The 25,811-nt window shown below is 69.0% G+C and carries 24 protein-coding genes and 1 pseudogene; 18 read left to right on the plus strand and 7 right to left on the minus strand.

What is annotated here, in order from left to right; all coding sequences use genetic code 11:
- Positions 1 to 34: 34 nt before the first annotated feature.
- The gene (gene cls, locus ACK59X_RS18630; protein WP_409959645.1) at positions 35 to 1,486 is read right to left on the minus strand and encodes a cardiolipin synthase; all 1,452 of its coding nucleotides are present in this window, start codon (positions 1,484 to 1,486) and stop codon (positions 35 to 37) included.
- A 98-nt stretch (positions 1,487 to 1,584) separates the two neighbouring features.
- The gene (locus ACK59X_RS18635) at positions 1,585 to 3,051 is read right to left on the minus strand and encodes a PLP-dependent aminotransferase family protein (RefSeq protein WP_409959602.1); all 1,467 of its coding nucleotides are present in this window, start codon (positions 3,049 to 3,051) and stop codon (positions 1,585 to 1,587) included.
- Between the two features lie 138 nt (positions 3,052 to 3,189).
- Here ACK59X_RS18635 and ACK59X_RS18640 point away from each other — a divergent pair, with 138 nt between their 5' ends.
- The 11 genes from ACK59X_RS18640 (at position 3,190) to ACK59X_RS18690 (ending at position 12,028) form a co-directional block, all read left to right on the plus strand.
- On the plus strand, positions 3,190 to 3,804 hold the full coding sequence (locus tag ACK59X_RS18640) for a LysE family translocator (RefSeq protein ID WP_409959604.1): 615 nt from the start codon (positions 3,190 to 3,192) through the stop codon (positions 3,802 to 3,804).
- Positions 3,801 to 4,715, plus strand: coding sequence for a DMT family transporter (locus ACK59X_RS18645; protein WP_409959606.1), 915 nt, complete (start codon positions 3,801 to 3,803; stop codon positions 4,713 to 4,715). The genes ACK59X_RS18640 and ACK59X_RS18645 overlap by 4 nt, the downstream gene beginning before the upstream one ends.
- Before the next feature lie 34 nt (positions 4,716 to 4,749).
- Entirely contained in the window at positions 4,750 to 5,079 is a 330-nt protein-coding gene (locus ACK59X_RS18650) for a DHCW motif cupin fold protein (protein ID WP_409959608.1), read from the plus strand.
- An 85-nt stretch (positions 5,080 to 5,164) separates the two neighbouring features.
- Positions 5,165 to 6,376 (plus strand): PLP-dependent aminotransferase family protein, encoded by a 1,212-nt coding sequence (locus ACK59X_RS18655; RefSeq protein ID WP_409959610.1) that lies wholly within the window; start codon positions 5,165 to 5,167, stop codon positions 6,374 to 6,376.
- A 5-nt stretch (positions 6,377 to 6,381) separates the two neighbouring features.
- Positions 6,382 to 7,008: a glutathione S-transferase gene (locus ACK59X_RS18660; protein WP_409959612.1), complete on the plus strand. Its 627-nt coding sequence runs from the start codon at positions 6,382 to 6,384 to the stop codon at positions 7,006 to 7,008.
- A gap of 28 nt (positions 7,009 to 7,036) precedes the next feature.
- A complete protein-coding gene (locus ACK59X_RS18665) occupies positions 7,037 to 7,897 on the plus strand; it encodes a PhzF family phenazine biosynthesis protein (RefSeq protein ID WP_409959614.1) in 861 nt (286 codons plus the stop codon).
- A 141-nt stretch (positions 7,898 to 8,038) separates the two neighbouring features.
- Positions 8,039 to 8,917: a PhzF family phenazine biosynthesis protein gene (locus tag ACK59X_RS18670; protein ID WP_409959616.1), complete on the plus strand. Its 879-nt coding sequence runs from the start codon at positions 8,039 to 8,041 to the stop codon at positions 8,915 to 8,917.
- Complete coding sequence (locus ACK59X_RS18675) at positions 8,914 to 9,639, plus strand: VOC family protein (protein ID WP_409959617.1); 726 nt, start codon at positions 8,914 to 8,916, stop codon at positions 9,637 to 9,639. The genes ACK59X_RS18670 and ACK59X_RS18675 overlap by 4 nt, the downstream gene beginning before the upstream one ends.
- Positions 9,640 to 9,643: 4 nt before the next feature.
- Positions 9,644 to 10,282 (plus strand): LysE family translocator, encoded by a 639-nt coding sequence (locus ACK59X_RS18680; protein ID WP_409959619.1) that lies wholly within the window; start codon positions 9,644 to 9,646, stop codon positions 10,280 to 10,282.
- Complete coding sequence (locus tag ACK59X_RS18685) at positions 10,279 to 11,268, plus strand: threonine dehydratase (RefSeq protein ID WP_409959621.1); 990 nt, start codon at positions 10,279 to 10,281, stop codon at positions 11,266 to 11,268. Before ACK59X_RS18680 ends, ACK59X_RS18685 begins: the two co-directional genes overlap by 4 nt.
- 88 nt (positions 11,269 to 11,356) lie before the next feature.
- Positions 11,357 to 12,028 carry a histidine phosphatase family protein gene (locus ACK59X_RS18690; RefSeq protein WP_409959623.1) on the plus strand — a complete coding sequence of 224 codons (672 nt, stop codon included), beginning with the start codon at positions 11,357 to 11,359 and terminating at the stop codon, positions 12,026 to 12,028.
- A gap of 27 nt (positions 12,029 to 12,055) precedes the next feature.
- On the opposite strand, the pseudogene ACK59X_RS18695 reads toward ACK59X_RS18690, so the two are convergent.
- The 3 genes and pseudogenes from ACK59X_RS18695 to ACK59X_RS18705 all read right to left on the minus strand — a co-directional run bounded on the left by ACK59X_RS18695 (position 12,056) and on the right by ACK59X_RS18705 (position 13,959).
- Positions 12,056 to 12,513 (minus strand): annotated as a pseudogene (locus ACK59X_RS18695) (N-acetyltransferase family protein).
- Between the two features lie 47 nt (positions 12,514 to 12,560).
- Positions 12,561 to 13,427: a creatininase family protein gene (locus ACK59X_RS18700; protein ID WP_409959625.1), complete on the minus strand. Its 867-nt coding sequence runs from the start codon at positions 13,425 to 13,427 to the stop codon at positions 12,561 to 12,563.
- Positions 13,428 to 13,446: 19 nt separating this feature from the next.
- Entirely contained in the window at positions 13,447 to 13,959 is a 513-nt protein-coding gene (locus ACK59X_RS18705) for a DUF1569 domain-containing protein (RefSeq protein WP_409959627.1), read from the minus strand.
- A gap of 52 nt (positions 13,960 to 14,011) precedes the next feature.
- Here ACK59X_RS18705 and ACK59X_RS18710 point away from each other — a divergent pair, with 52 nt between their 5' ends.
- The 4 genes from ACK59X_RS18710 (at position 14,012) to ACK59X_RS18725 (ending at position 21,568) form a co-directional block, all read left to right on the plus strand.
- The gene (locus ACK59X_RS18710) at positions 14,012 to 14,764 is read left to right on the plus strand and encodes an alanyl-tRNA editing protein (protein ID WP_409959629.1); all 753 of its coding nucleotides are present in this window, start codon (positions 14,012 to 14,014) and stop codon (positions 14,762 to 14,764) included.
- A 146-nt stretch (positions 14,765 to 14,910) separates the two neighbouring features.
- Positions 14,911 to 18,615, plus strand: coding sequence for a DUF748 domain-containing protein (locus tag ACK59X_RS18715; protein WP_409959631.1), 3,705 nt, complete (start codon positions 14,911 to 14,913; stop codon positions 18,613 to 18,615).
- A gap of 55 nt (positions 18,616 to 18,670) precedes the next feature.
- Positions 18,671 to 20,857, plus strand: coding sequence for a protein-disulfide reductase DsbD family protein (locus ACK59X_RS18720; RefSeq protein WP_409959633.1), 2,187 nt, complete (start codon positions 18,671 to 18,673; stop codon positions 20,855 to 20,857).
- Between the two features lie 93 nt (positions 20,858 to 20,950).
- The gene (locus ACK59X_RS18725; protein WP_409959635.1) at positions 20,951 to 21,568 is read left to right on the plus strand and encodes a thioredoxin family protein; all 618 of its coding nucleotides are present in this window, start codon (positions 20,951 to 20,953) and stop codon (positions 21,566 to 21,568) included.
- Positions 21,569 to 21,968: 400 nt separating this feature from the next.
- Here ACK59X_RS18725 and ACK59X_RS18730 read toward each other — a convergent pair whose 3' ends face one another.
- Positions 21,969 to 22,418 carry a hypothetical protein gene (locus tag ACK59X_RS18730; protein ID WP_409959637.1) on the minus strand — a complete coding sequence of 150 codons (450 nt, stop codon included), beginning with the start codon at positions 22,416 to 22,418 and terminating at the stop codon, positions 21,969 to 21,971.
- Positions 22,419 to 22,531: 113 nt separating this feature from the next.
- Between ACK59X_RS18730 and ACK59X_RS18735 the strand changes: the two genes are divergently transcribed.
- On the plus strand, positions 22,532 to 23,008 hold the full coding sequence (locus ACK59X_RS18735; protein ID WP_409959639.1) for a CoA-binding protein: 477 nt from the start codon (positions 22,532 to 22,534) through the stop codon (positions 23,006 to 23,008).
- A gap of 31 nt (positions 23,009 to 23,039) precedes the next feature.
- Positions 23,040 to 24,338: an O-acetylhomoserine aminocarboxypropyltransferase/cysteine synthase family protein gene (locus ACK59X_RS18740; RefSeq protein WP_409959641.1), complete on the plus strand. Its 1,299-nt coding sequence runs from the start codon at positions 23,040 to 23,042 to the stop codon at positions 24,336 to 24,338.
- On the opposite strand, the gene ACK59X_RS18745 is transcribed toward ACK59X_RS18740, so the two are convergent.
- Entirely contained in the window at positions 24,335 to 25,147 is an 813-nt protein-coding gene (locus ACK59X_RS18745) for an IclR family transcriptional regulator (RefSeq protein ID WP_409959643.1), read from the minus strand. The two genes, ACK59X_RS18740 and ACK59X_RS18745, sit on opposite strands and share 4 nt — an antisense overlap.
- Before the next feature lie 154 nt (positions 25,148 to 25,301).
- Between ACK59X_RS18745 and ACK59X_RS18750 the strand changes: the two genes are divergently transcribed.
- A partial coding sequence (locus ACK59X_RS18750) for an MBL fold metallo-hydrolase (RefSeq protein WP_409959048.1) occupies positions 25,302 to 25,811 on the plus strand: 510 nt, incomplete at its 3' end.

Here is a 25,811-nt window from a genome sequence, read left to right on the forward strand (position 1 = left end):
ATCGCCATGGCCACGGCCACATGGCCACAAGATCTCACAGCAACGGTGAGAACAGGCGCGCCGTGGCATCGCCCAGGCGCGGCAAAAAGGCCTGGCGGCGGCGCGTGGGCACGGCCCGGGCATGCCGCATGTCGGCCTCGAACTGGCGCGCCCGGGGCAGGGCCAGCGCCGGCCCGTAGACCACGGCGCAGACCTCGAAGTTCAGGCGGAAACTGCGGTTGTCGAAGTTGGCGGTGCCGATGAAGGCGCAGTTGTCGTCCACCAGCATGGTCTTGGAATGCAGCATGCCGGCCGTGTACTCCCAGACCTTGACGCCAGCGGCGATCAACTCGTCGAAGTAGGAGCGCGCCGCCGCGCTGACCACGAAGGAATCGCTGCGCCGGGGCACCAGCAGGCGCACATCCACCCCGCGCAGCGCCGCGCTGGTCAGCGCCATGAGCGCGGGCTCGCCGGGCACGAAATACGGCGTGGTGAGCCACACGCGCTCGGTGGCCACCTGGATGGCCGCCACGTACATGCGGTGGATGGCCTCGTTGGCATTGTCCGGGCCCGAGGTGAGGATCTGCACCGGGTGGTCACCGGGCTCGGTGGCGGGCAGCAGGTGCCGGCTCTCGCGCGCCACGGCTTCGGTGCCCTCGCCCGTGGTGTAGACCCAGTCTTCCATGAAGGTCATCTGCAACAGGCGCACGGCCCCACCCTCGATGCGCAGGTGCACATCGTGGTAGGCATCGCGCCGGGCGCGCTGGTCTTCCTCGTCGGTGATGTTGATGCCGCCCGTGAACCCCACGGTGCCATCGCAGACCACGATCTTGCGGTGGGTGCGGAAGTTGATCACGGGCCGCACACGCCGGCCGATGCGCGAGGCATGGAAGAAGGCCACCTGCACGCCGGCGTCGAGCAGCGGCGCCAGGAAACGCCGGCCCAGGCGCTTGGAGCCCAGTGCATCGACCAGCAGCCGCACGATCACGCCCTCGCGCGCCTTGGCCAACAGCAAGTCGCGCAGGGAAGTGCCGATGCCGTCGGGCTCGAAGATGTAGTACTCCAGGTGCACATGGTGGCGCGCGGCACGGATGGCGTCGAAGATCGCATCGAAGGTCTGGGCCCCGTCGACCAGCAGATCCACCTGCGACGCGGTGGAAACGCGCAGCTCGCAGCTGGCCTCGCCCAGCAGCACCAGCTGGCGCAGGGCCTCGGGTGCAGTGGCAGCCGTTTGGCGCAGGGCGGCGAAGTCGGCATGCGCATACAGCGCCGACTGGCTGCGCATGCGCTTCAAGCGCTGCTTGCGCAGGCGCTGCGGCCCGAAGAAGTAGTAGATGACATAGCCCACGAAGGGCAGCAGCGCCATCGACAGGATCCAGCTGAGTGTGGACACCGGGGGGCGCTTTTGCAGCACGATCCAGACCGCCAGCACCGCGATGTACAAGCTCCAGGTCACGGAGATCGCCGTCAGCAGCCCCTCGTGCCCGCCCGGAAAGAACTGCGCCATGGACTGCAGGCCCTCGGTCATGGCGGCCCAGCGCCCTTGTACGTCCATGGTTCCTTTGCGGTAGTGGGATCAGATGGCGATTGTAGGCAGTGCGCCCATCACCGGCTTTGCTTGACGATGCGCTCGAAGGTGCGCCAGAACGTCGCATCCTGCGTGGTCGCGAAGTTGATGCGCATCAGCGTGCTGGGCTTGCGCTCGGCATGGAACAAAGCGCCGGGCGCGAGCAGGTAGCCCTCGTCCAGCATGCGCTGCGACAGCGCATCGGTGTCCACGCCGGTATCCACCCAGCCGAACAGGCCCACCGGGTCGGCCGCGAAGGTGCAGCCCGCGCCCAGCGCGAGCTTGACGCTGCGCGCCCGGGCGGCATCGAGCCGCGTGCGGATGCGCTCGGCATGGCGGCGCAGCTGGCCCTGCTCGATGCACAGGGCCAGCGCCTTTTCCAGCAGTGCAGGCGTGGTCAGGGTGGCCAGCAGCTTGGTGTCCAGCAGCTGCTCCACCAGCCCTGGCGGCGCCGCCAGAAAGCCGATGCGCCAGTTCGGCGCGAGGATCTTGGCGAAGCCACTCACGTAGATGGTGCGCTGCAGGCCGTCGAGCGCCGTGAGCCGCGTCGCGTGCTCGGGCGCGATGTGGCTGTAGGTGTCGTCCTCGACGATGTGGAAATTGTGCTGGTTGGCCAGCTGCAGGATGCGGTGCGCGCTGCCCGGCGACAGGCAGTAGCCCGTGGGGTTGTGGAACACGCTCACGCTCACGTAGAGCTTGGGCTTGTGCACCTCGCAGTAGCGCGCCATGACCTCCAGGTCCGGCCCGTCGGCACGCCGCGGCACCGGCAGGATGTGCATGCCCAGGGCGGCCAGGCGCGCGAACTCCACCGCCCAGCCGGGCTCCTCCACCATCACCGGGTCCCCAGGGCGCAGCAGGGTGCGGCTCACGATGTCCAGGGCATGCGTGGCGCCCACGGTGGTGAGGATGTTCTCGGGCGCGGTGTGCACGCTCAGGGACGCCAGCTTCTTCACCAGCAGGCGGCGCAGGCCGCTGTCGCCCAGCGGCTCGCCGTACTGCAGCGAGTATTCCTGCAGCGCCCGGGTGCTGGTGACCTTGCGCACCGCGGCGGGCATGAAGGTGGATTCGAGCCACTGCGGCGGCAGCACGCCCATGCCGGGCTGGGGCTTGTCGCTGATCTTGTGGAACATGCCGCGGATCAGCGCCGTGGCGTTCACCGGCGGCGAACCGCGCCCGGCGCCGCGTGCCGCGAACCAGTGCGCCGTGGTCCAGTTGCCGCCCGCCGCCTCCATGGCCGCGACGTCCACGGCCTGCGGCGCCTCGGACCCCGCGGGTGCCACTTCGCGCACGAAGAAGCCGCGGTTCTTGCGCGCCTCCACCAGGCCCTGGGCCAGCAGCTGGTCGTAGGCCGCCACCACGGTCGAGGGGCTCACGCTGTGCTGCAGCGCGCACTGGCGCACCGAGGGCAGGCGCGCACCCGGTGCCAGCAGGCGGTTGCGGATGCGCTCGCCAAAACGCGCCGACAGCTGCTCGGTGAGCGACTGGGTGGGGGTTTTCATCAGCATGCCATGGCTCCGGTGTATTGCCGCTTCGGCCAGTACAGATGCACAACTGATCTGCCGTACTGTACTGGTCGTGTACTGGCGGTGAAGATTACAGTGAAGGCCAGACGCTGACAAGCCCACGATTCCAGAGACCGCCCCATGACCGCTGCCGAACTCACTGCCCTGCTGGTCTTCTGCACCGCGATGAGCTTTTCGCCGGGGCCCAATACCACACTGTCCACCGCGCTGGCCGCCAACCTGGGGCTGCGCCGGGCGCTGAATTTCTGCCTGGCCGTGCCCACGGGCTGGACCTTGCTGATGCTGGTGAGCGGCCTGGGCCTGGGCGCGCTGATCACCGGCGTGCCGGCGCTGCGCATGGCCGTGACCCTGCTGGGCGTGGCCTACATGCTCTGGCTGGCCTGGAAGCTCAGCCGTGCCGGCCAGCTGACCCAGGTGGACAGCACGCGCCTGTCCGTCACCTTCTGGCAGGGCGTGGGCCTGCAGTTCGTGAACATCAAGGCCTGGATGCTGGCGCTCACGCTGAGCGCAGGCTGGGTGGTGAATGCCGCCGGCCAGCCTTCGGCCAACCCGGGCGAGCGCCTGGCCATCATCTGCGTGGTGATGATGGTGTTCGCCTTCACGAGCAATTTCGTCTATGCCCTGGTGGGTTCGCTGCTGCGCCAGTGGCTGGCGCAGGGCACGCGCCTGCTCTGGTTCAACCGCGCGCTGGCACTGGTACTGGTGGTGACCGCCGCCTGGATGGTGACGCTATGAACCGCAACCAGGAGCGCGAAGCCCTGGTCTGGGGGCTGGTGGGCGTCACGCTGTTTGCTGCGACCCTGCCCATGACGCGCCTGGCGGTGGGCTCCACCGAGGCGCCCCAGCTCTCGCCCTGGTTTGTCACCTTCGGACGGGCGGCCGTCGCCGGCGTGCTGTCGCTGGCCTACCTGGGCTGGCAGCGGTCCCAGGGGCGCCTGCGTGTTCCCACGGTGCAGCAATGGCCGGTTCTGGGCGTCACGGCCTTCGGCGTGATCGTCGGCTTTCCCTTGTTCCTGGCGCTGGCGCTGCGCCACGTGCCCAGTACGCACGGCGCCGTGGTCACCGCCCTGCTGCCGCTGTCCACGGCCGTGCTCGGGGCCCTGTGGTACCGGCAGCGCCCCTCGGCCGGCTTCTGGGCCTGCGCCGTGCTGGGCAGCGGCCTGGTGCTGGCCTTCATGGCCTGGCGCGCGGGCGGCTTCTACCTGGGCGCGGCCAACATCTTTCTCATCATCTCCCTGACCACGGGCGCTCTGGGCTACATCGGCGGCGCGCGGCTCACGCCCAGCCTGGGCGCCGAGCAGGTGATCTGCTGGGTGCTGGCCTGTGCCCTGCCGCTGACCCTGCCCGTGACCTGGTGGTTCGCGCCGGCCGCACCTGCGGCCATCGGCACCATGGCCTGGCTCGGCTTTGCCTATGTGGCGCTGTTCTCGATGTGGATCGGCTTTTTCGCCTGGTACCGCGCGCTGGCCCTGGGTGCCGTGCGCGTCAGCCAGATCCAGCTGATCCAGCCGTTTCTGAGCCTGCTGTTCGCCGTGCCGCTGGTGGGCGAGCGCCTGGACCTGGTCACCGCGGCCTTCGCGCTGGGGGTGATCGCCACCGTGTTCGTGGGCAAGAAGATGCCTATTCACCAGCGCGCTCCCGCATGACGATCCTGCTGCCAACCCGAAAGACCGCCCCGCCATGCAGATGAACAACATCCCCTTCGCCGCCACCGACTGGAGCACGGTCGAACGCGTCGAAAAGAGCGCCCAGGCCGGTCAGGCCTTCTGGCAGACGCTGCAGTACGGCGCGTTGCGCGTGCGCAAGGTGGAGTACACCCCCGGCTATGTGTCGGACCACTGGTGCACCAAGGGCCATGTGCTGCTGTGCCTGACCGGCGAACTGCACACCGAGCTGCAGGATGGCCGCCGCTTCACCCTTACCCCCGGGATGAGCTACCAGGTGGCGGACAATGCGGAACCGCACCGCTCCACCGCCCCCTTGGGTGCCACACTGTTCATCGTGGACTGAAGGCACCAGGGCGCCGTGAGATGCCATTTTTTCTGATGACTTTGCAACATGGGAGGTCTTAGGGACCGCCCACAGGAGAACGAGAGTGAAACTGAACGACCTGCCCCACACCAGCCCCTGGACCCTGGCACGCCGCGCCGAGCGCATGAACCCCTCGGTGATCCGCGAAATCCTCAAGGTCACCGAAAAGCCCGGCATCATCAGCCTGGCCGGGGGCCTCCCCTCGCCCAAGACCTTCCCGGTCGAGGCCTTTGCCGCCGCATCGGCCGCCGTGCTGGCCAACGATGGCCCTTCGGCCCTGCAGTACGCCGCGAGCGAGGGTTTCGGCCCGTTGCGCGAAGCCATTGCCGAATTCCTGCCCTGGGACGTGAACCCCGACCAGGTGCTGATCACCACCGGCTCTCAGCAGGGGCTGGACCTGATCGCCAAGGTGCTGATCGACACCGACAGCCGCGTGCTGGTGGAGACGCCGACCTACCTGGGCGCGATCCAGGCCTTCACGCCCATGGAACCCAAGGTCGTGGCCGTGGCCAGCGATGACCAGGGCGTGCTGGTGGACGACCTGGTGGCCAAGGTCGGCACCGGTGCGGACAAGGCGCGCTTCCTGTACGTGCTGCCCAACTTCCAGAACCCCACGGGCCGCACCATGAGCGATGCGCGCCGTGCCGAGCTGGTGGCCAAGGCCGCCGAGCTGAACCTGCCGCTGGTGGAAGACAACCCCTATGGCGACCTGTGGTTCGACAGCCCGCCGCCCGCCCCGCTGACGGCGCGCAACCCCGAGGGCTGCATCTACATGGGCTCGTTCTCCAAGGTGCTGGCCCCGGGCCTGCGCCTGGGCTTCCTGGTGGCACCCAAGTCGGTCTACCCCAAGCTGCTGCAGGCCAAGCAGGCAGCCGACCTGCACACCCCCGGCTACAACCAGCGCATGGTGGCAGAGGTGATGAAGGGCGGCTTTCTGGACCGGCACGTGCCCACCATCCGCGCGCTGTACAAAGAGCAGCGCGACGCGATGCTGGCTGCGCTCACCAAGGAGATGCAGGGACTGTCGGTCGAGTGGAACAAGCCGGACGGCGGCATGTTCCTGTGGGTGCGCCTGCCCGAGGGCGTGAGCGCCATCGAACTCTTGCCCAAGGCCGTGGAGCGCAACGTGGCCTTCGTGCCCGGCGCCGCCTTCTACGCCGACGCGGCCGACCACCGCACGCTGCGCCTGTCGTTCGTGACCTCGACGGCCGAGCAGATCGCCACCGGCATCGCGGCGCTGGCCGCGGCCATCCGCGACCACCAGGCCAAAGGCTGAGCGGCATGCTGCACCTGTGGGGACGCATGTCGTCCATCAACGTGCGCAAGGTGGTCTGGGCCGCGCAGGAGCTTGGCATCAGCCTGCAGCGCACCGATGCCGGCGGGCAGTTCGGCCTCGTGCGCGAGGCGCGCTACCTGGCACTGAACCCCAACGGCCTGGTGCCGCTGATCGAGGACGAGGACACCGGTGTGGTGCTGTGGGAGTCGAACCCCATCGTGCGCTACCTGTGCGCCCGGCATGCGCCGGGCGGGCTCTACCCCGAGGACGTGGGCAGCCGCTTCATGGCCGAGCAGTGGATGGACTGGCAGCAGACCACGCTGAACCCGGCCGGGCGCGATGCCTTCCTGCAGTGGATACGCACGCCTGCGGAGCAGCGCAACGATGCACTCATCGCGGCCTCGGTGGCGGCCACCGAGCCGCTGCTGGAGATGCTGGACGCGCACCTGGCGCGCCAGCCCTACCTGGTGGGCGAGCGCTTCACCATGGCCGACATCCCCGTGGGCTGCGAGATCCACCGCTGGTGGGGTCTGCCGCAGGAGCGCCCGGCCCGGCCGCACCTGGAACGCTGGTACCAGGCGGTGAGTTCGCGCCCCGGAGCGCGCGGCGTGCTCGACCAGGCGTTATCCTGACAGGACCATCCGCCCGCAAGACCGCACCATGCAACCACGCCCCTTCAAACAGATCGATGTCTTCAGCGACCGCCCCGGCGACGGCAACCCCGTAGCCGTGGTGCTGCAGGCCGAGGACCTGGGCGACGCGGACATGCGCCGCTTCGCGGCGTGGATGAACCTGTCGGAAACCACCTTCCTGCTGCCGCCCACCGAAGCGGGCCGTGCGCAGGGGGCTGACTACCGGCTGCGCATCTTCAGCCCGCAGGGCGAGCTGCCGTTTGCCGGCCACCCCACGCTGGGCACCTGCCATGCCTGGCTGCAGGCTGGCCACCAGCCGCGCCAGGAGGGCCTGGTGGTGCAGGAATGCGCGCTCGGCCTGGTGCGCATCCGCCGCGAGGACCACACCCTGGCCTTTGCCGCGCCGCCGCTCACGCGCAGCGCGCCCAGCCCGGCGCTGGTGCCGCTGATCGCCAGCGCCCTTGGAGTGCGCCCGGCGCAGATCCTGGGCACGCAGCTGCTGGACAACGGCCCCGTATGGCTGGGCATGCTGCTGGACAGCGCCGAGACCGTGCTCGGCCTGGAGCCCGACCATGCGCGGCTGATGGACCTGGGCCAGTCGGTCGGCGTGGTGCACGTGGGCAAGGAGGCCAGCGATACCAGCCGCCCCGGGGTGGTGGTGCGCGCCTTTGCCGCCCCCATGGGCAACCGCGAGGATCCGGTGACCGGCAGCCTCAACGCCAGCCTGGCCGAATGGCTGATTGCCGAAGGCCTGGCACCGCACCACTACCAGGTGGCCCAGGGCGAATGCCTGGGCCGCGCTGGGCGCGTGCACATCCGCCAGGACGAGCACCAGGTCTGGGTGGGCGGGCGCTCCGTCACCTGCATCGAAGGGACGGTGCTGCTCTGAAACCGCCCTTGCCCCCGATCCGCGCCAGCGGCTGAACCGCCCGCCGGCCCACTGAACCTGGCCCAGGCCAGCCCCCTGGCGTGGCCGCGCCACCCACCACATTTTCTTGTTCAACCCACTACCTACCCGACAGGCTCTCCCATGAAACTGCGCCCCTTCCAGCAAGTCGACGTCTTCACCGCCGAGGCCTACCGCGGCAACCCCCTGGCCGTGGTGCTCGATGGCGAGGGCATCAGCACCGAGGCCATGCAGGAGTTCACGAACTGGACCAACCTGTCCGAGGCCACCTTTTTGCTGCCGCCCACGCCCGAAGGCCGCGCCGCGGGCGCTGACTACCGCGTGCGCATCTTCTGCCCCGGGCGCGAACTGCCGTTTGCCGGCCACCCTACGCTGGGCAGCTGCCATGCCTGGCTGGGCGCGGGCGGCCAGCCACAGACGCCGGGCCGCGTGGTGCAGGAATGCGGCGTGGGCCTGGTGCCGCTGCGCCAGGACGGCGCACGCCTGGCGTTTGCGGCGCCGCAGCGCCTGCGCAGCGGCCCGCTCGATGAGGCCGACGTGGCGCTGATCGCACGCGGCCTGGGCGTGGAGCGCTCCGACATCCTGCACCACGCCTGGTGCGACAACGGCCCCAAGTGGCGCGGCGTGATGCTCCAATCGGCCGAGCAGGTGCTGGCCCTGCGGCCAGATGCGGCCATCCTCGCGGGCCTGGACATCGGCGTGGTGGGCCCGCGCGGCAAGGTGGGCGTGATCGGTGCCAATGCATCGGGCGAGGACATCGCGTTTGAAGTGCGCGCCTTCTTCCCGGGCAACAACGGCCTGGCCGAAGACCCGGTGACCGGCAGCCTTAACGCGGCGCTGGCGCAGTGGCTCATCGGCGAGGGCCTGGCCCCCGCCCATTACGTGGCCAGCCAGGGCACTGCCCTGGCGCGTGCCGGCCGCGTGCACGTGGACCAGGAAGGCAGCGACATCTGGATCGGCGGCCATTCGGTGACCTGCGTGCAGGGCGAGGTGCTGCTGTGACGGCAATCGCTACGGCCTGCATAGACCACCTGGTGGTGCTGGCCCGCGACCTGGCCACGGGTGTTGCATGGTGCGAGCGCACGCTCGGCGTCACGCCCGCGGGCGGCGGCGAGCACCCGCTGATGGGCACGCACAACCGGCTGATCAACATCTCCAGTGCCGCGCATCCGCGCTCCTACCTGGAGATCATCGCCATCAACCCGCAGGGCACGAAGTCCATCCCTGCCACCGACCGGCGTTGGTTCGATATGGACGACGCCGCGCTGCAGCAGCAGGTGGCCGAGCACGGGCCGCAGCTCATCCATTGGGTGGGCTCGGTGCCCGATGTGGCGGCCAGCCTGGCCGCGCTCGCGGCCCTGGGCGTGGACCGGGGCCGTGCCATCGCCGCCAGCCGCCCCACGCCCCAGGGCTTGCTGCAATGGCAAATCACCGTGCGGGCCGATGGCCAGCGCCTGTGGGATGGCTGCCTGCCCACGCTGATCCAGTGGGGTGCCGTGCACCCCTGCGACCACCTGCCCGAAAGCGGCGTGCAACTGCAGTCGCTGCAGCTGCAGCACCCCGACGCGCAAGGCCTGCGTGCGGCCTGCAACGCGGCCGGCCTGCACGCGGTGGCAGCCCCCACGGAAGGCCCGGTGCCCCTGTTGCAGGCGCAGTTGCTCACCCCGCGCGGCGCGCTGGCACTGCAGTCGCGTCTTCTTCCCTCCACCGCTTCTCAGGAGTAGCCCTATGCTCACGCCCCAGGAACTGATGCTCTTTGCGCTCGCAGCACTGCTGCTCGTGCTCACGCCCGGGCCCAACATGGTTTATTGCGTCTCGCGCAGCCTCACCCAGGGGCCGCGTGCCGGCCTGCTCTCGCTGGCCGGCGTGCTGGCGGGCTTTGGCGTGCACCTGCTGGCGGCTTCGCTGGGTCTCACGGCCCTGCTGGGCGCCGTGCCCATGGCCTTCGATGCCATCCGCATCGCGGGGGCCGCCTACCTGCTGTGGCTGGCCTGGCAGGCCTTGAAGCCCGGCGGCACCGCGCCCGTCGAGGCGCGCGCCCTGCCGCACGACACGCCGCGCAAGCTCTTCCTCATGGGCTTCATGACCAACCTGCTCAACCCCAAGGTGGCCATGTTCTACCTCTCGTTCTTTCCGCAGTTTTTGCATCCCGAGCGCGGCCAGTGGCTGCTGCAGAGCCTCTCCCTGGGGGCCGTGCAGATCACCATCAGCGGGCTGGTGAATGCCCTGCTGGTGCTGTTCGCGGCGCGCGTGGCGCTGTTCATGAACCGCAGCCAGGGCTGGATGCTTGCCCAGCGCTATGTCATGGGCACGGTGCTGGGCCTGCTGGCCGTGCGCCTGCTCACCGAAAAGAGGCCTGCCGCATGAGTGCCCTGCCCTCCATCCCCCTGCCCTGGCTGCCGAGCCTGGCCGATATCGAGGCTGCTGCCGAGGTCGTTTACCGCGACTTCGCGCCCACGCCGCAGTACCGCTGGGGCCTGCTCAGCGAGCGCCTGGGCACGGACTGCTGGCTCAAGCACGAGAACCACACGCCCGTGGGCGCCTTCAAGATCCGCGGCGGGCTCACCTATTTCGACCAGTTGGCCCGGCGCGGCACCCTGCCGCGCGAGGTGGTCAGCGCCACGCGCGGCAACCACGGCCAGAGCATGGGCTGGGCCGCGCGCCGCCATGGCGTGGCCTGCACCATCGTCGTGCCGCGTGGCAACTCGGTCGAGAAAAATGCCGCCATGCGCGCCCTGGGCGTCACGCTGATAGAGCATGGCAGCGACTTCCAGGAAGCGCGCGAGCACGCCATGCAGCTGGCGGCCGAGCGCGGCGCGCACATGGTGCCAAGCTTCCATGCCGACCTGCTGCGCGGCGTGAGCACCTACTGGTGGGAGTTCTTGCGGGCGGTGCCGCAGCTCGGCGTAGCCTACGTACCCATAGGCCAGGGTTCGGGCGCGTGCTCGGCCATTGCAGCCAAGTTGGCACTCGGCCACGGCGTGCGCATCGTCGGAGTGGTGAGCAGCCATGCCACGACCTATGCCGATTCGCTGGCGGCGGGCCGCGTGGTCGAGGCGCCCGTGACCACCGAGCTGGCCGACGGCATGGCCTGCCGCGTGGCCGATGCGGACGCGCTGGCCCTCCTGGCGCCGCACATCGACCACATCGTGCAGGTCAGCGATGCCGAGGTGGCCGCCGCCATGCATGCGATCTACACCGACACGCACAATGTGGCAGAGGGTGCGGGGGCGGCCGCCCTGGCTGCGGCGCTGCAGGAACGCGACGCCCTGCGCGGCCTTGCAGTGGGCCTGGCGCTCACGGGCGGCAATGTGGACGCGCCCGTGTTCAGCCGCGTTTTGGCTGGCCGCTGACCCCTGCTGTCTCCAAGGCTACTGGCGCCCCGGTTCCGGTCGCTTGGGAGACAAACGGCCGGGCCGGTGCCTGCCCACAATCCGGCGCATGGGAACCCTTTACCTCGTGCGCCACGGCCAGGCCTCGTTTGGCGCAGACGATTATGACCAACTGAGCGCGCGCGGGCGCGAGCAGGCGGTGCGCCTGGGTGAGCACTGGCGTGAGCGCGGCATGGTGTTCGACGCCGTCATCACCGGCACCTTGCGCCGCCACACGCAGACGCTCGAAGGCATTGCCGAGGGCCTGCAGACCACCCCCGAGGTGCTGCAGATGCCCGGTCTCAACGAGTACGACAGCCATGCGCTGATCGCCGCCATCCACCCGCAGCCCCTGCCCAGGCCCGACACGCCCGAGCTGTACCGCCACCATTTCCGCCTGCTGTGCGATGCGCTCGCGCAGTGGATGGCGGGCGTCATCAGCCCGCAGGGCATGCCGAGCTGGAACGAGTTCAGTGCCGGTGTGCGCGCCGCGCTCGACCATGTGCGCCAGCACCATGTCGGGCACAACGTGCTGCTGGTAAGCAGCGGCGGCCCGATCTCGACCGCCGTGGGCCAGGTGCTGGGCACGGCGCCCGAGGTGACGATTGCGCTCAACATGCGCATCCGCAACAGCGCCGTGACGGAGTTCAGCATTTCCCCCAAGCGCCTGATGCTGCAGACCTTCAACACCCTGCCGCACCTGCATGCGCTGGAGCATGCCGACTGGCTCACCCATGCCTGACCGGCGGCAGGCCGCAGGATGGCACGGCTACAGGTCGAGCGCCAGAAAGCGAGTTCCCGGAACCGGGTTGAAGCTCACGGGCTCCGCGGGCAAAAACCCCAGCGATTCGTAGAGCCTTTGGGCCGCTACAAATTCCGCCAGCACATCCAGGCACATGCGCCGATAGCCCGCCTACCTGGCGGTACGCACCATCTGCTGGACCAATTGCCGCCCCAGCGCCATCCCGCGGGCCTGGGGCCGCACGTAGACGCGCTTGAGTTCGCAGGCGCAAGCATCGACCTGGCGAAGGGCGGCACAACCCACCACCCGGCCTTCGACGACGGCCAGGAGAATGCACCATCGGGCTCGGCATACTGACCGGGCAGCCCTGCGAACTCTTGCCCGTAGTCCTGGAAATCGGGATTGGCCGTCGGGCTTTGGACGTATTCACGAAAGATCGCGGTGACTTCAGCGAGATCGCTGGGGAACGTGGCGTGTCGGATCATGCTCGTTCCATGAATGCACGAGGCCGTGCACTGTGGGGCGACGGACCTCAGAAATCGGCTTGGTCACGCAAGGTGTCCAACGGCAACGCCGCCATTTCCTGCAGCAGTGCCACGAGCTGGGTGGCCGCCGCCTCCACCACGGTGCGGCCCTTGTCGGCCGTGGCAGCAGCGGCATTGCCCACGGCACCGGCGGGGTGGTAGTCCTGCATCTGCCAACCCAGCTTGGCGCTCTTGCCGTTGCCCAGGAGGGCGTACTGCTCCGAGCGGTCCTGCGAGGTGGAGCGAAAATCCTGCGCATGTTCCATGCGCACGGTGCCGGGCGCCAGGTGCAGCATCATCGAGGTCTCGATCTCGCCCGCATGGATGCCGAAGCGGTGCTCCTGTGCGCTGAACTGTCCGGCCACCGCGTCGGGTAGGGGCAGGCTGAACCAGCTGGCACTGTAGACCAGGAGGTCGCAGCGCGTGCGCAGCTCGCGCGCCACGATGTCCATCACGCTGACCTGGCCGCCATGGCCGTTGAACAGCAAGAGCTTCTTCACACCGGCGCGCGCCACGCACTCGCCCAGCTCGGTCCACAGCGCGATGATGGTGGCCGGCGAGAGCGTGAGCGTGCCGGGGTAGCGGATGTGCTCCGGGCTCAGGCCCACGTTCTGTGGCGGCAAGAACAGCACCGGCAGATCCGCCGGCAGCAGCGGCAGCGCGGCATCGATCACGCCCTGCAGCAGCGTGGCATCGACCGACAGCGGCAGGTGCGGCCCGTGCTGCTCGACGGCCGCCACCGGCAGCACGGCCACGGTCTGCGCCGCCAGGCCAGATGCCTTGCGCTGCGCGAAATCGCGCGTGCCGAGATCGGCCCACCAGCGCGGGGGCGTGGCGGCGGGCGGGGAAGAGGGAGGCACCGGTGGCTGCGTCATGCCCACCATGGTAGCGGTGTCAGCCCAGGACGATCTCGTCCTGGTGGTTCGCGATGTGGAAGGTGTGGGCACGCGCGAAGTCGGCCTTGTCCAGCGCGCCGTACGCGAAATGGGGGCGCAGCGCCCCCGTGTACGCCTGGAATCGGGCAATGGCGGACCGCAAACGCTGGGCCGCCGGCTTCCAGTCGCCCGACATGGTGAGCGCGGGCGCCGCAGGGATGGGTTCGGCCAGGCCATGCGACATGCGCCCGCGCCAGCCGAAGAAACTGAATGCCGCAGCTCCCAGGGTGCGCTGGAACAGGGCGCTGTTTTCCTTGGGAAAGCCGTCCATGCTCATCTCGATGCTCTGCGACAGGTGCTCCAGCACGGCCACCAGCGGCCAGGCGCCCGTGGTGCGGGACTGGGGCGTGGCCTCCAGCTTGTCGAGCCAGCGCAGCGCGCCCGACAGGTCGGCGACCTTGGGCTCATCGGCCCAGCCGAGGGCAGGAACCAGGACCAGGGGAGCGGCGACAAGTGCGGTGCGGCGTTTCATCCGCAGATGGTAGCGCCCTGCAGCCGCACGGCGCTGCCGCTACCATGCAGGGATGACCCACGATCTGTTCCGAGAAGACGGCTACCTGCGCGAATGCAGCGCCCACATCACCGCGATCACCGAGGCCGGCATCGTGCTCGACCGCACGGTGTTCTACCCTCTGGGCGGCGGCCAGGCCGGCGACATCGGCCAGCTGCTGCTGGCCGATGGCACGGCCATCGCCATTGCCGACACGCGCAAGGGCAAGGACGCCGACGGCAAGCCCACGGCCGACATCGTGCATGTGCCGGCCTCGGGCCAGGAAGAGCGCCTGGCCGCTCTGGCGGCCGGCATGCCCGTCACCGCGCGCATCGACTGGGAACGCCGCCACCGCCTGATGCGGCTGCACACCACCACCCACCTGCTGTGCCATCTGGTGCCGCAGCTGGTCAATGGCTGCTCCATCACGCCCGAGTACGCGCGCCTGGATTTCTCCATGACCGACCCGCTCGACAAGGACCTGCTGACGGCCGGCATCGCCGCGCTGGTTGCGGCCGCGCACCCGCTCACCGTGGCCTCGATCAGCGACGAGGAACTCGACGCCAACCCGGCCCTGGTCAAGAGCATGAGCGTGCAGCCGCCGCGCGGCTCGGGGCGCATCCGCACCATCCGCATCGGCGGCGAGGGCGATACCCCGCTGATCGACCTGCAGCCCTGCGGCGGCACGCAAGTGGCGAATACCGCGGAGATCGGGGCCATCGTGGTGACCAAGATCGAGAAGAAGAGTGCCACCACGCGGCGGGTGGTGCTGGGCTTCGGCGACTGAATCCCGAGGGCAGCCCTCGGCCAATCGTCAAAAAACATCAACCCAACCCCTGGATACACCGCGCCGCGCTGCGCGGTGGTACCTTGGGCGGCCTGCCGCCCTTGTCGGCAGGGCACTCCTGACCGCCCGCCTGTTTTCTGCTGCCCATGCCTGTTGCCAAGCTTTCCCTGACCCGCCCCTCCCTGGCAACCCTGCGCCAGCACTGCTGGGCGCGCCGTGCCACCATCGCCCTTGCGGCTTTGCTGGCCCTGTGGCTGCTGACCTGGCTGGCCGTGCCGCCCCTGCTCAAGGGGCCGCTGCAGCGCGCGGCCAGCGAGCAACTGGGCCGCGCGGTGACGGTGGGCGCCATCGATTTCCAGCCCTGGTCGCTGGAACTCACGCTGCGCGATATTGCCGTGGCCGGTGCCGGGGACGGCGCCACACCGCAGCTCACCATCGCGCGCGTGCATGTCGATGGCGAGCTGCAGTCGCTGCTGCGCCTGGCACCCGTGGTGGACGAATTCACCGTCGAATCGCCGGTGCTGCACATCGCCCACCTGGGCGAGGGCCGCTACGACGTGGACGACATCATCGCCAAAGTCACTGCCCCTCCCGCCGAGCCGAAGCCTGACACCGGCCCCGCACGCCTGGCCCTTTACAACCTGGCGCTCACCGGCGGCAGCATCGACTACGACGACCGCAGCGTGGGCAAGCAGCACACGCTGCGCGACCTGGCGCTCAAGGTGCCGTTCATCAGCACCCTGCCCTCGCAGCGCGAGGTGAAGGTGGAGCCGCACCTGGCCTTCACGCTCAACGGCAGCCGCTTCGATTCGTCCGCCCAAGGCACGCCGTTTGCCCAGACCGGCAAGACCGACGCCGCCGTGCGCTGGGAAGGCGTGGACCTGGCCCCCTACCTGGCCTACCTGCCCGCCAGCCTGCCGGTGAAGGTGCAGGGCGCGACGCTGGACGTGGACATGAAGATCGCCTTTGAGCAGGCGCCCAAGATGGCCGTGAAGCTCACGGGCAGCGTGCAGGCCAGCCAGGTGCGCGTGGCGGACCGCCAGGGCCAGGACCTGCTGGCCTACGAGCGGCTGAAGATCGACATGGCCGACGTGCGCCCGCTCGACCAGGTGGTGCGCCTGTCGCAGGTGGAGCTCATCGACCCGGTGCTCAGCGCCAGCCGCGATGCCGCAGGCCAGGTCAACCTGGCGCAGCTGGCGCCGGCCACGCCACCAGCGGATGCCGTGCCGGCCAGCGCTGCCTCCCGGCCTGCCTCGGCCAGCACCGGCAAGGCCGCTGCCGCCAAACCCTGGACCGTGGAGGTCGCCCACACCCTGGGGCGCGGCGGCACGCTGCGCTGGGCCGACCAGACCACCCGCCCCGCCGCGGCGCTGGAGGCGCGCGAATTCACCCTGGACGCCAAGGACCTGGCCCTGCCCTGGGACCACCCCGTCACCTTCGAGGGCGGCTTCAAGCTGCAGGATGGCAGCCTCGCTTTCAAGGGCGAGGCCACGGACCAGAAGGCCCAGGTGCAGGCGAGCCTGACCGCGCTGGCCCTGCCCCTGGCGGCGCCTTACCTCGCCCAGGTGCTGGAGCCCACCGTGGCAGGCCAGCTCACGGGCGACATTGGCGTGCAGTGGGCTGCGGCCGATGCGCCTGCGGCCACCGGCATCACGCTGACCGCCGGGCCGCTGGCGCTGGAACAACTGGCCCTGCGCCAGGGCAAGGTGCAGCTGGCCAGCCTGGGCCGGCTGGAGCTCAAGGGCCTGCAACTGCCGCTGGACAAGCGCAACGCCACGCTGGAGAGCCTGGCGATCACTCAGCCCAGGATCACGGTGGACCGCGATGCCGAGGGCCGCTGGATGTTCGAGCGCTGGATGAAGGCCCGGCCCGCAGCCGACGAAAGCACCGCCGCCGCGCCTGATGCCGCAGCCCCGTGGGTGCTGCGGGTGGCCGACTTCGCGCTGCAGGGCGGCGCCGTCTCCCTGGCCGACAAGGCCCAGGGCCGCCCCGTGGCGCTGGAGCTGTCGTCCCTGGGCATCATGGCCAAGAACCTGGCTACCGACGGCAGCAAGCCCGAAGCCCTGCAGCTCTCGGCCCAGGTGGCGGCGGGCGGCAAGGGCAATGCCGCTGGCAAGCTCGATTACCAGGGCACGCTGGCACTGCAGCCGCTGGCCACGCGGGGCAAGCTCAACGCCACGCGCCTGCCGCTGCATGCGCTCGACGGCTACCTGGCCAGCCAGCTGTCCATCGAGCTGCTGCGCGCCGACGTGGGTTTCCGCGGCGACCTGGCCTTTGCCCAGGGCGACAAGGGCCCCAGCCTGCGCCTGTCGGGCGATGCCGTCGTCGAGGACCTGCAGGCCAACAGCACCTCGGCCTCCACCCCCAAGACCGAGGCCCAGGTGGGCGAGGAACTGCTGGCCTGGAAGAGCCTGAACCTGCGCGGCCTGGCCCTGGCCACTGCCCCCGGCACGGCACCGCGCATCGAAGTCAAGGAAACCAGCCTGGCCGACTTCTTTGCGCGCATCACCATCAACGAGGCCGGGCGCATCAACCTGGGCGACATTGCCAAGACCCCGGCCGAAGCCCTGGCGGCCAATGCCGCGAGCGCCGCTAAATCGGTGCCGCCCGCGCCGGTACCCGCAGCATCCACCGCGTCGGCTGCCGTCTCGGCAGCGCCGGCCGATACGCTGGCACCGGTGGTGCAGTTCGGCCCGGTGAGCCTGGTCAACGGCAAGGTGCTGTTCTCGGACTTCTTCATCAAGCCCAATTACTCGGCCGACCTGTCGGAACTCACGGGCAAACTCAGCGCCTTTTCTTCCGAAGCGCCGGGCGGCGCCCCCGTGCTGGCCGACCTGGAGCTGCGCGGCAAGGCCGAAGGCACGGCCTCGCTGGAGATCACGGGCAAGCTCAACCCGCTGGCCAAACCGCTGGCGCTCGACATCGCGGGCAAGGTGCGCGACCTGGAGCTGCCGCCCCTGTCGCCCTATGCCGTCAAGTACGCCGGGCACGGCATCGAGCGCGGCAAGCTCAGCGTGGACGTGGCCTACAAGGTGCTGCCCAGCGGCCAGCTCACGGCCAGCAACCGGCTGGTGCTCAACCAGCTGACCTTTGGCGAGCCCGTGGCGGGCGCCCCCAACAGCCTGCCCGTGAAGCTGGCCGTGGCGCTGCTGGCCGACCGCCAGGGCGTGATCGACCTGGATCTGCCGCTCAGTGGCTCGCTCAACGACCCCGAGTTCCGCGTCGGCCCGGTGATCTGGAAGATCATCGTCAACCTGATCGGCAAGGCCCTGACCGCGCCCTTCAGCCTGCTGGCCAATGCCCTGGGTGGCGGCGACGAGCTGAGCAGCGTGGCCTTTGCCCCCGGCAGCGCCACGCTCACGCCCGAGGCGCAGCAGAACCTCTCCAAGGTGGTCAAGGCCCTGACCGACCGGCCCAACCTGCGCCTCACCGTGACCGGCCAGGCCAGCCTGCAGGCCGAGCGCGAGGGCCTGCAGCGCGAGCACCTGCAGCAGCTGGTGCTGGCCGAAAAGCGCCGCGCCAGCCCCGCAGACACCACGCCCGTGCAGGCCGCCGAATACCCCGCCCTGCTCAAGGAGGTGTACCGCCGCGCCGACATCCCCAAGCCGCGCAACCTGGTGGGCCTGGCGCGCGAACTGACGGTGCCCGAGATGGAAGCCCTGCTGCTGGCCAACCAACCGGCCACCGAGGCCATGGCGCAGGAGCTGGCCACCCAGCGCGGCCAGGCGGTGCGCAGCTACCTGCTGGCGCAGAAGCTGCCGGTGGAGCGGCTGTTCCTGGCCGCGCCGCGGACAGGAACCCAGCCGGAAAAATGGTCTCCCCAGGCACAGATGACCTTGGCGACACAATAGGGGCTGAATCCACGCCCAGGAACCAAATGGTTCGTGGGCGCTCACACCCTGCAACATGTTCCATCGCCCGCCCTCCCTGCTCGCCAAAGCTATTCTTTTCATAGCCTTCCTGCTGGCCGGTGCAGGCAGTTGGGCCCAGTTGCCCACGAAGAGTGCCAGCGCCGCCAGCGCGGTGGTCACTACCCCCCATGTGCGCGCCGAGCTGATCGCCCACGCCCCTCAGGGCATTGAGCCCGGCCAACCCCTGTGGCTGGGCCTGCAGATCACGCACCAGCCCGAGTGGCACACCTACTGGAAGAACCCGGGCGACTCGGGCCTGCCCATCGAGATGGCCTGGACCCTGCCGGCCGGGCTGGACGCAGGCGAGATCGCCTGGCCCCTGCCCAAAAAGATCCCCATCGGCACGCTGGCCAACTACGGCTACGAGGGCACGGTGCTGCTGCCCGTGCCCGTCACCGTGGCCAGCAGCTTTGCGCCCAAAGTGCTGTCGGGCGACGCCACGGTGCGCCTGCACGCCACCTGGCTGGTCTGCCGCAAGGAGTGCATCCCTGAAGAGGGCGACTTCACGCTCACCATTCCCGCGCGCAGCACCACGGCCATGCACGGCGCGGCTTTCGACGCGGCCCTGGCGGCCCAGCCCAAACCCGTGGAGACCCAGGACAGCCAGGCGCGCATCGAGGGCAATGCCTTGCAATTGAGCGTGCACGGCCTCCCCGAGGCGCTGCGCGGCAAGGCGCTGGAGCTGTTCCCCGAGACGCCCGAGGTCATCGAGAACGCCGCCGCCTGGACGCAGGCCTGGAAGGGCGCCGTGTGGACCGCCGAGGTGCCGCTGTCAGCCCAGCGCAGCAACAGCCCCGACCCCATGCCCGTGGTGCTGGCCGCCGATGGCCAGGGCTACCGGGCCGAACTCAAGGTGGCGGGCGCATGGCCTACCGTGGCCGCCGCGGCCACCGTGTCGCCCGCACTGGAGGCGGCTCTCAAGGCCAATGCCGCCGCTGCCCCGCCCTCAGCTACCACCACCGCGGCACCCACCGCCACGCTGGTCGCGGCCCTGCTCGGCGCGCTGCTGGGCGGGCTGATCCTCAACCTCATGCCCTGCGTGTTCCCGGTGCTGGCCATCAAGGTCGTGGGCTTTGCCCAGCATGCGCAGGACCGGCGCGCCCACCGCCTGAGCGGCATCGCCTACACGGCGGGCGTGGTGCTGTCCTTTGTGGCGCTGGGCGGGCTGATGCTGGGCCTGCGTGCGGCGGGCGAGGCCATCGGCTGGGGCTTCCAACTGCAGTCGCCGGCCGTGGTGGCGGGCCTGGCAGCCCTGTTCACGCTGATCGCGCTGAACCTGGCAGGGGTGTTCGAGTTCGGGCATTTCCTGCCCTCGTCGGTGGCCAGCCTGCAGGCGCGCCACCCGGTGGCCGACTCCTTTCTCACGGGCGTGCTCGCCGTGGCCGTGGCCTCGCCCTGCACCGCTCCGTTCATGGGCGCCTCGCTGGGCCTCACGGCCACGCTGCCGGGGCCGCAGGCGCTGGCAGTGTTCGCGGCACTGGGCCTGGGCCTGGCCCTGCCCTACCTGGCGGCCGCCTTCGTGCCTGCCGTGGCGCGCGCCCTGCCCCGCCCCGGTGCGTGGATGGACACGCTGCGCAAGTTCATGGCCTTCCCCATGCTGGCCACCGTGGTCTGGCTGGTCTGGGTGCTGGGCCAGCAAAGCGGCATCGATGGTGCGGGCGCGCTGCTGATCCTGCTGGTGGCGCTGGGCATGGTGGCCTGGGCACTGTCGCTCGCGGGCACGGCACGCCGCTTCATGGCCCCCGTCTCCGTGCTGGCGCTGGCGCTGCTGGCCTGGACTTTTGCGCCCCACATCACGAACCTGGCTGCCGCTCCTGCCGCGCAAGCCACGGCCGGCAGCACCGCCCAATGGCAGGCCTGGACCCCGGGCGCGGCCGAGCAACTGGTGGCCAGCGGCCGCCCGGTGTTCGTGGACTTCACGGCCGCCTGGTGCGTGACCTGCCAGTACAACAAGAAGACCACGCTGGCCGACGCCGGAGTGCAGGCCGACTTCGCAGCCAAGAACGTGGCCCTGCTGCGCGCCGACTGGACGCGCCGCGACCCGGCCATCACGGCCGCGCTGGCCCAGCTGGGCCGCAGCGGCGTGCCAGTCTATGTGCTGCACGCGCCGGGCAAGGCGCCCGTGGGGTTCTCCGAGATCCTGGGCGAGAGAGAGCTGCGCGCCGCCGGAGCGGGGATGTAAGACCAGCCGGTCGGCAGGGGTTCCGTCTGGAAATCCGGGGCCGCATCACCCATACTGCCCCACCACCGTCCCTCACCTGGAGATCTTTCATCCATGTTGCTGCTTCGACGTACCCTCTTCGCCCTGCCCCTGCTGCTGGCCGCGGCCGGCGCCCAGGCCGCTGCCACCGTGGGCCAGCCGGCCCCCGAGATCACCCTCAAGGACACCACGGGCAAGACCGTGCGCCTGTCGGACTTCAAGGGCAAGCACGTGGTGCTCGAATGGACCAACCCCGGCTGCCCCTTCGTGCGCAAGCACTACGACAGCGGCAACATGCCCGCCACGCAGAAGGACGCCGCGGGCAAGGACGTGGTGTGGCTCGCCGTCAACTCCACCGAAAAGGCCAGCGGCGACTACCTGGAGCCCGCCAAGCTCTCCGGCTGGCTCAAGGAGCGCCAGTCGGTACCCACCGCCATCCTCATGGACGAGGAAGGCACGGCCGGCCGCGCCTATGGCGCGCGCACCACGCCGCACATGTACATCGTGAACCCGCAGGGCCAGCTGATCTACGCGGGCGGCATCGACAGCATCGCCTCGGCCAAGGTCGACGACATCCCGCGCGCCACCAACTATGTGAAGACCGGGCTGGCAGAGGCGCTGGCCGGCAAACAGCTCACTGCATCCACCACGCGCCCCTACGGCTGCAGCATCAAGTACAAAGACCCGGCATAGAAGCGCCCCTTTGACCGCACTAACCTTGGCGTTGCCGTCGGAGGCGACTGCAGCCTCTTTCGCGTGGCCAAGTCGGTGCCGCACACCCGGGCCAGGCTCTTTTGGCTTTCCGCAAAATTCTTGGTGGCAGGCTCCACCTCCCTGGGCGCCTTTTCTCCGCCTTTGTCGATCCGCACCAAGCCTTGACGACCCTCCTGACGCAACCCCTTCGGATGTCGCCGAGGCTCTTGATCGAACGCTCCGCCGTGGCGACATCGGCCTCAACGCGAGCCACAGCGGGGGTCAGGGCAATTTGTGATGCTGAGTCTTCGTTGATGGTGCCCCAGAAATTCGAAGGGCCCGCCGAAGTAAGCCCATAACAAGAAGCCGCCCGAAGGAAGCTGAGGTGTTGAACTGACGGCTACTTCACATCAGCAATTTTGTTGCGGCAGTAACTTGCGTATAGCCTACCGAAATTTTGGTCGTCATCGCCGTCCTGCGTCACGCCGCCGATTGCATCGGCAAAGAACTTGCGGTAGCCGACATGCCCGCCAAAACCATTGCGCGGGTTAATTTCACCGCACAGAACCAGCTTTTTCTCCACAGTGTCCATGTGCACAGTCAATTTGCGAAACCTGGCACCCTCAGGGTCGTACATTCCCTCAGTGATCACGGCTTTGGACTTGGCTACAAAGGACGCATATCGCCCGGTCTGGGCAGCCGCCGGAAGCACGACCAAGGCAGACGCAATGAACAGACCGAAACAACGAAACATCGCACATCCTCTATGGAAGACCCCATGGTAGCCGCTCCTTGCTTCGGCAAGCGAGGGGGCAAAATATGTCAGGGGATGAAACGCTACCGTTTCCATCTACTACTTGGCAAGCATCTGTCAGATTGCTGCCACGGAGGACTCGTCGTCAAGCCGCGCTGGAACGCAGCCACGTCATAGACCACTCGATTGCCGTCTCCTACACTGGTGGCATGAGCACCATCAGCGAACTGCGCCACATCCTCGGAACCTGCCGCACCATCGCGGTCGTGGGCCTGTCGCCGCAATGGCACAGGCCCAGTTTCTTTTCGGCCAAGTACATGCAGGCCCATGGCTACCGCATCGTGCCGGTGAACCCCATGGCGAGCGAGATCCTGGGCGAGCGCTGCTACCCCAGCATCACCGCCGCGGCTGCGGACCACCGCATCGACATGGTGGACTGCTTTCGCAAGAGCGAGGACATACCGCCCCTGGCCGAGGAGGCCATCGCCATCGGCGCCCAGTGCCTGTGGCTGCAGCTCGGTGTGGTTCATGAGGAGGCGGCGGCGCGGGCCCGTGCGGCAGGCCTGGCGGTGGTGATGGACCGCTGCGTGAAGATCGAGCATGCGCGCCTGTTCGGCGGGCTCAACTGGGCCGGTGTGAACACGCGCGTGATCTCGGCCAAGCGCCCGCAGCAACTGCCCTACTGAACAACAGGAACACCAGCGAAACATCCACCCCATGGAAAAGGACAGAGACTACGGCTTCGGCACGCGCGCCATCCATGCGGGCGCCATCCCCGACCCGGTGACCGGCGCGCGCGCCACGCCCATCCACCAGACGACGAGCTTCGTCTTCGACAGCGCCGAGCACGCCAGCAGCCTGTTCAACCTGCAGACCTTCGGCAACGTCTACAGCCGCATCAGCAACCCCACGGTGGCTGTGTTCGAGGAGCGCATCGCCAGCCTGGAGAACGGCCGCGCGGCCCTGGCCTGCGCCAGCGGCATGGCCGCGCAGATGGCCGCGCTGCTGGCCATCCTCAAGACCGGCGACCACATCGTGGCGGCCAGCACGCTCTACGGCGGCACGGTGGGCCAGCTCGGTGTGGGCTTTGCGCGCCTGGGGATCGAGACCACGTTCGTGGACCCGGCCAACCCCGAGAACTTCGCGCGCGCCATGCGCCCCAATACCCGCGCCATGTACGGCGAGACCATCGGCAACCCGCTGGTCAATGTGCTCGACATCGCGGCCGTGGCCGACGTGGCGCACGCCCACGGCCTGCCCCTGGTGATCGACAACACGGTGGCCAGCCCCTACCTGTGCAACCCGCTGGCCTTCGGCGCCGACATCGTGGTGCACAGCGCCACCAAGTACATCGGCGGGCATGGCACGACGATGGGCGGCGTGGTGGTCGAGGGCGGCAAATTCCCCTGGGACAACGGCCAATTCCCCGAGATGGTCGAACCCAGCCGCGCCTACCACGGCGTGAAGTTCTACGAGACCTTCGGCGACTTCGGCTACACCATGAAGGCGCGCATGGAGATCAACCGCACCTTCGGCGGCGTGCTCTCGCCCATGAACGCATGGCAACTGCTGCAGGGCGCCGAGACCCTGCACCTGCGCATGCGCGAGCACTGCCGCAACACGCTGGCCGTGGCGAAGTTTCTGCAAAGCCACCCCAGGGTGGCCTGGGTGAACTACCCGGGCCTGGCCGATTCGCCGTACCACGCGCTGGCGCAAAAACAATTCCGCGCGGTGGACGGCGCACCGGGCGCGTCGGGCATCCTGACCTTCGGGATCCAGGGCGGCGCTGCGGCGGGCGAGAAGTTCATCGACGCCTGCGAGTTCCTGAGCCACCTGGCCAACATCGGCGATGCCAAGACCCTGGTGATCCACCCGGCCTCGACCACGCACCGCCAGCTCAACGACGAGGAACTGGCCCGCGCCGGTGTGAGCGCCGACATGGTGCGCCTGTCGGTGGGCATCGAGGACCTGAACGACATCCTCTGGGATATCGACCAGGCGCTCTCGAAAACCTAGCGCTCGCCGGCCTGTGCGGCGCCCAGCCGCTGCGACAGGCTGCGTGCCGTGTCGCGCAGGTGGCCAGCCGCCGCACTGTCCGGTCCGGTGCGCAGCGTGGCACTGGGGCCGATCACGGCCAGGCACAGCACCAGCTGGCCGAAGCCGTCGAAGACCGGCGTGGCCAGGGCGCTGATGCCGGGCAGCAATTGGTCGGTGACCTCGGCCACCTGGTGGGTGCGCACGGCCTCCAGCTCCGCGGCGAAGGCGGGATCGTCGAGCGCCCCCGCATGGCCGTCGGCCACGAGGGCCGCCGCGATGCGCTCGCGCGGCCCGAAGGCCGCAAACACCTTGCCCGTGGCTGTGTGCCGCACCGAGGCGGTGGTGCCATGGCGCATGGCCACGTAGACGGTGGTCGGCCCCTCCTCCACGCGGATGATGGTGGGCCCGTTGTCCCCCCAAACCGAGGCCGACACGGTGTAGCCGATGCGCTGTGCCAAGCCCGGCAGCTCGGCAATCGCCAGCCGCACCGGGTCCACCTGCTGAAGGCTGATGAGGCCCAGTTGCATGGCCAGCGGCCCCAGGCCATAGTGGCCGCTCACGGCGTCCTGCTCGATCAGGCCCAGCTTGCCGAAGCTCACGAGGTAGGGATGGGCCTTGGCAGGCGTCATGTCGGCAGCCCGCGCCAGGTCCTTGAGCGCCATGCGCCGGCCTGTGCGCGCCAGCACCTTAAGCAGCTGCCCGCCCACCTCCACGCTCTGGATGCCGCGCGGCGTGCGCGGGCTGTCTTCGTCGTCAGCAGGGGAAAGGTCACGGGAGAGGTCGTCCATGGTGCCATTGTCCACCGAGCTCGCAGCCATCCTGGCCGCCCTGGGGTTTCCACTTAAACAAATGAATTAGACATTGACGAATTTATTGCCTATGATCAAAGCATTCTGTTTAGATGAATTCATTCCACTAAACCAAATCAACCGGTAACCACCCATGACCACCAAGACCTTCGCCTCCGCCGCCGACCTGGAAGTCAAGAAGGTGAGCTTCGACAAGCTCTCCGACCACGCCTACGCCTACACGGCCGAGGGCGATCCCAACACCGGCATCATCATTGGCGACGACGCCGTGATGGTCATCGACACCCAGGCCACCCCGGTCATGGCGCAGGACGTGATCCGCCGCATCCGCGAAGTCACCGACAAGCCCATCAAGTACGTGCTGCTGTCCCACTACCACGCGGTGCGCGTGCTGGGCGCCAGCGCCTACGGGGCCGAGCACATCATCGCCAGCGAGGACACGCGCGATTTGATCGTCGAGCGCGGCCAGTTCGACAAGGACAGCGAGATCGGCCGCTTCCCGCGCCTGTTCCAGAATGTGGAGAGCGTGCCCGAGGGCCTGACCTGGCCGACCATGACCTTCAACAGGAAGATGACGCTGTGGCTCGGAAAGCTCGAAGTGCAGATCCTGCAGCTGGGCCGCGGCCACACCAAGGGCGACACC

Source organism: Acidovorax sp. (assembly GCF_046339755.1).
GTDB lineage: Bacteria > Pseudomonadota > Gammaproteobacteria > Burkholderiales > Burkholderiaceae_C > Acidovorax.

Bases quoted from the DNA above. Each gene is read 5' to 3' on its own strand.
- cls (WP_409959645.1), bottom strand. From the start codon at position 1,486: ATGGCGCAGTTCTTTCCGGGCGGGCACGAGGGGCTGCTGACGGCGATC.
- ACK59X_RS18635 (WP_409959602.1), bottom strand. From the start codon at position 3,051: ATGCTGATGAAAACCCCCACCCAGTCGCTCACCGAGCAGCTGTCGGCG.
- ACK59X_RS18640 (WP_409959604.1), top strand. From the start codon at position 3,190: ATGACCGCTGCCGAACTCACTGCCCTGCTGGTCTTCTGCACCGCGATG.
- ACK59X_RS18645 (WP_409959606.1), top strand. From the start codon at position 3,801: ATGAACCGCAACCAGGAGCGCGAAGCCCTGGTCTGGGGGCTGGTGGGC.
- ACK59X_RS18650 (WP_409959608.1), top strand. From the start codon at position 4,750: ATGCAGATGAACAACATCCCCTTCGCCGCCACCGACTGGAGCACGGTC.
- ACK59X_RS18660 (WP_409959612.1), top strand. From the start codon at position 6,382: ATGCTGCACCTGTGGGGACGCATGTCGTCCATCAACGTGCGCAAGGTG.
- ACK59X_RS18665 (WP_409959614.1), top strand. From the start codon at position 7,037: ATGCAACCACGCCCCTTCAAACAGATCGATGTCTTCAGCGACCGCCCC.
- ACK59X_RS18670 (WP_409959616.1), top strand. From the start codon at position 8,039: ATGAAACTGCGCCCCTTCCAGCAAGTCGACGTCTTCACCGCCGAGGCC.
- ACK59X_RS18680 (WP_409959619.1), top strand. From the start codon at position 9,644: ATGCTCACGCCCCAGGAACTGATGCTCTTTGCGCTCGCAGCACTGCTG.
- ACK59X_RS18685 (WP_409959621.1), top strand. From the start codon at position 10,279: ATGAGTGCCCTGCCCTCCATCCCCCTGCCCTGGCTGCCGAGCCTGGCC.
- ACK59X_RS18690 (WP_409959623.1), top strand. From the start codon at position 11,357: ATGGGAACCCTTTACCTCGTGCGCCACGGCCAGGCCTCGTTTGGCGCA.
- ACK59X_RS18700 (WP_409959625.1), bottom strand. From the start codon at position 13,427: ATGACGCAGCCACCGGTGCCTCCCTCTTCCCCGCCCGCCGCCACGCCC.
- ACK59X_RS18705 (WP_409959627.1), bottom strand. From the start codon at position 13,959: ATGAAACGCCGCACCGCACTTGTCGCCGCTCCCCTGGTCCTGGTTCCT.
- ACK59X_RS18710 (WP_409959629.1), top strand. From the start codon at position 14,012: ATGACCCACGATCTGTTCCGAGAAGACGGCTACCTGCGCGAATGCAGC.
- ACK59X_RS18715 (WP_409959631.1), top strand. From the start codon at position 14,911: ATGCCTGTTGCCAAGCTTTCCCTGACCCGCCCCTCCCTGGCAACCCTG.
- ACK59X_RS18720 (WP_409959633.1), top strand. From the start codon at position 18,671: ATGTTCCATCGCCCGCCCTCCCTGCTCGCCAAAGCTATTCTTTTCATA.
- ACK59X_RS18725 (WP_409959635.1), top strand. From the start codon at position 20,951: ATGTTGCTGCTTCGACGTACCCTCTTCGCCCTGCCCCTGCTGCTGGCC.
- ACK59X_RS18730 (WP_409959637.1), bottom strand. From the start codon at position 22,418: ATGGAAACGGTAGCGTTTCATCCCCTGACATATTTTGCCCCCTCGCTT.
- ACK59X_RS18735 (WP_409959639.1), top strand. From the start codon at position 22,532: ATGAGCACCATCAGCGAACTGCGCCACATCCTCGGAACCTGCCGCACC.
- ACK59X_RS18740 (WP_409959641.1), top strand. From the start codon at position 23,040: ATGGAAAAGGACAGAGACTACGGCTTCGGCACGCGCGCCATCCATGCG.
- ACK59X_RS18745 (WP_409959643.1), bottom strand. From the start codon at position 25,147: ATGGACGACCTCTCCCGTGACCTTTCCCCTGCTGACGACGAAGACAGC.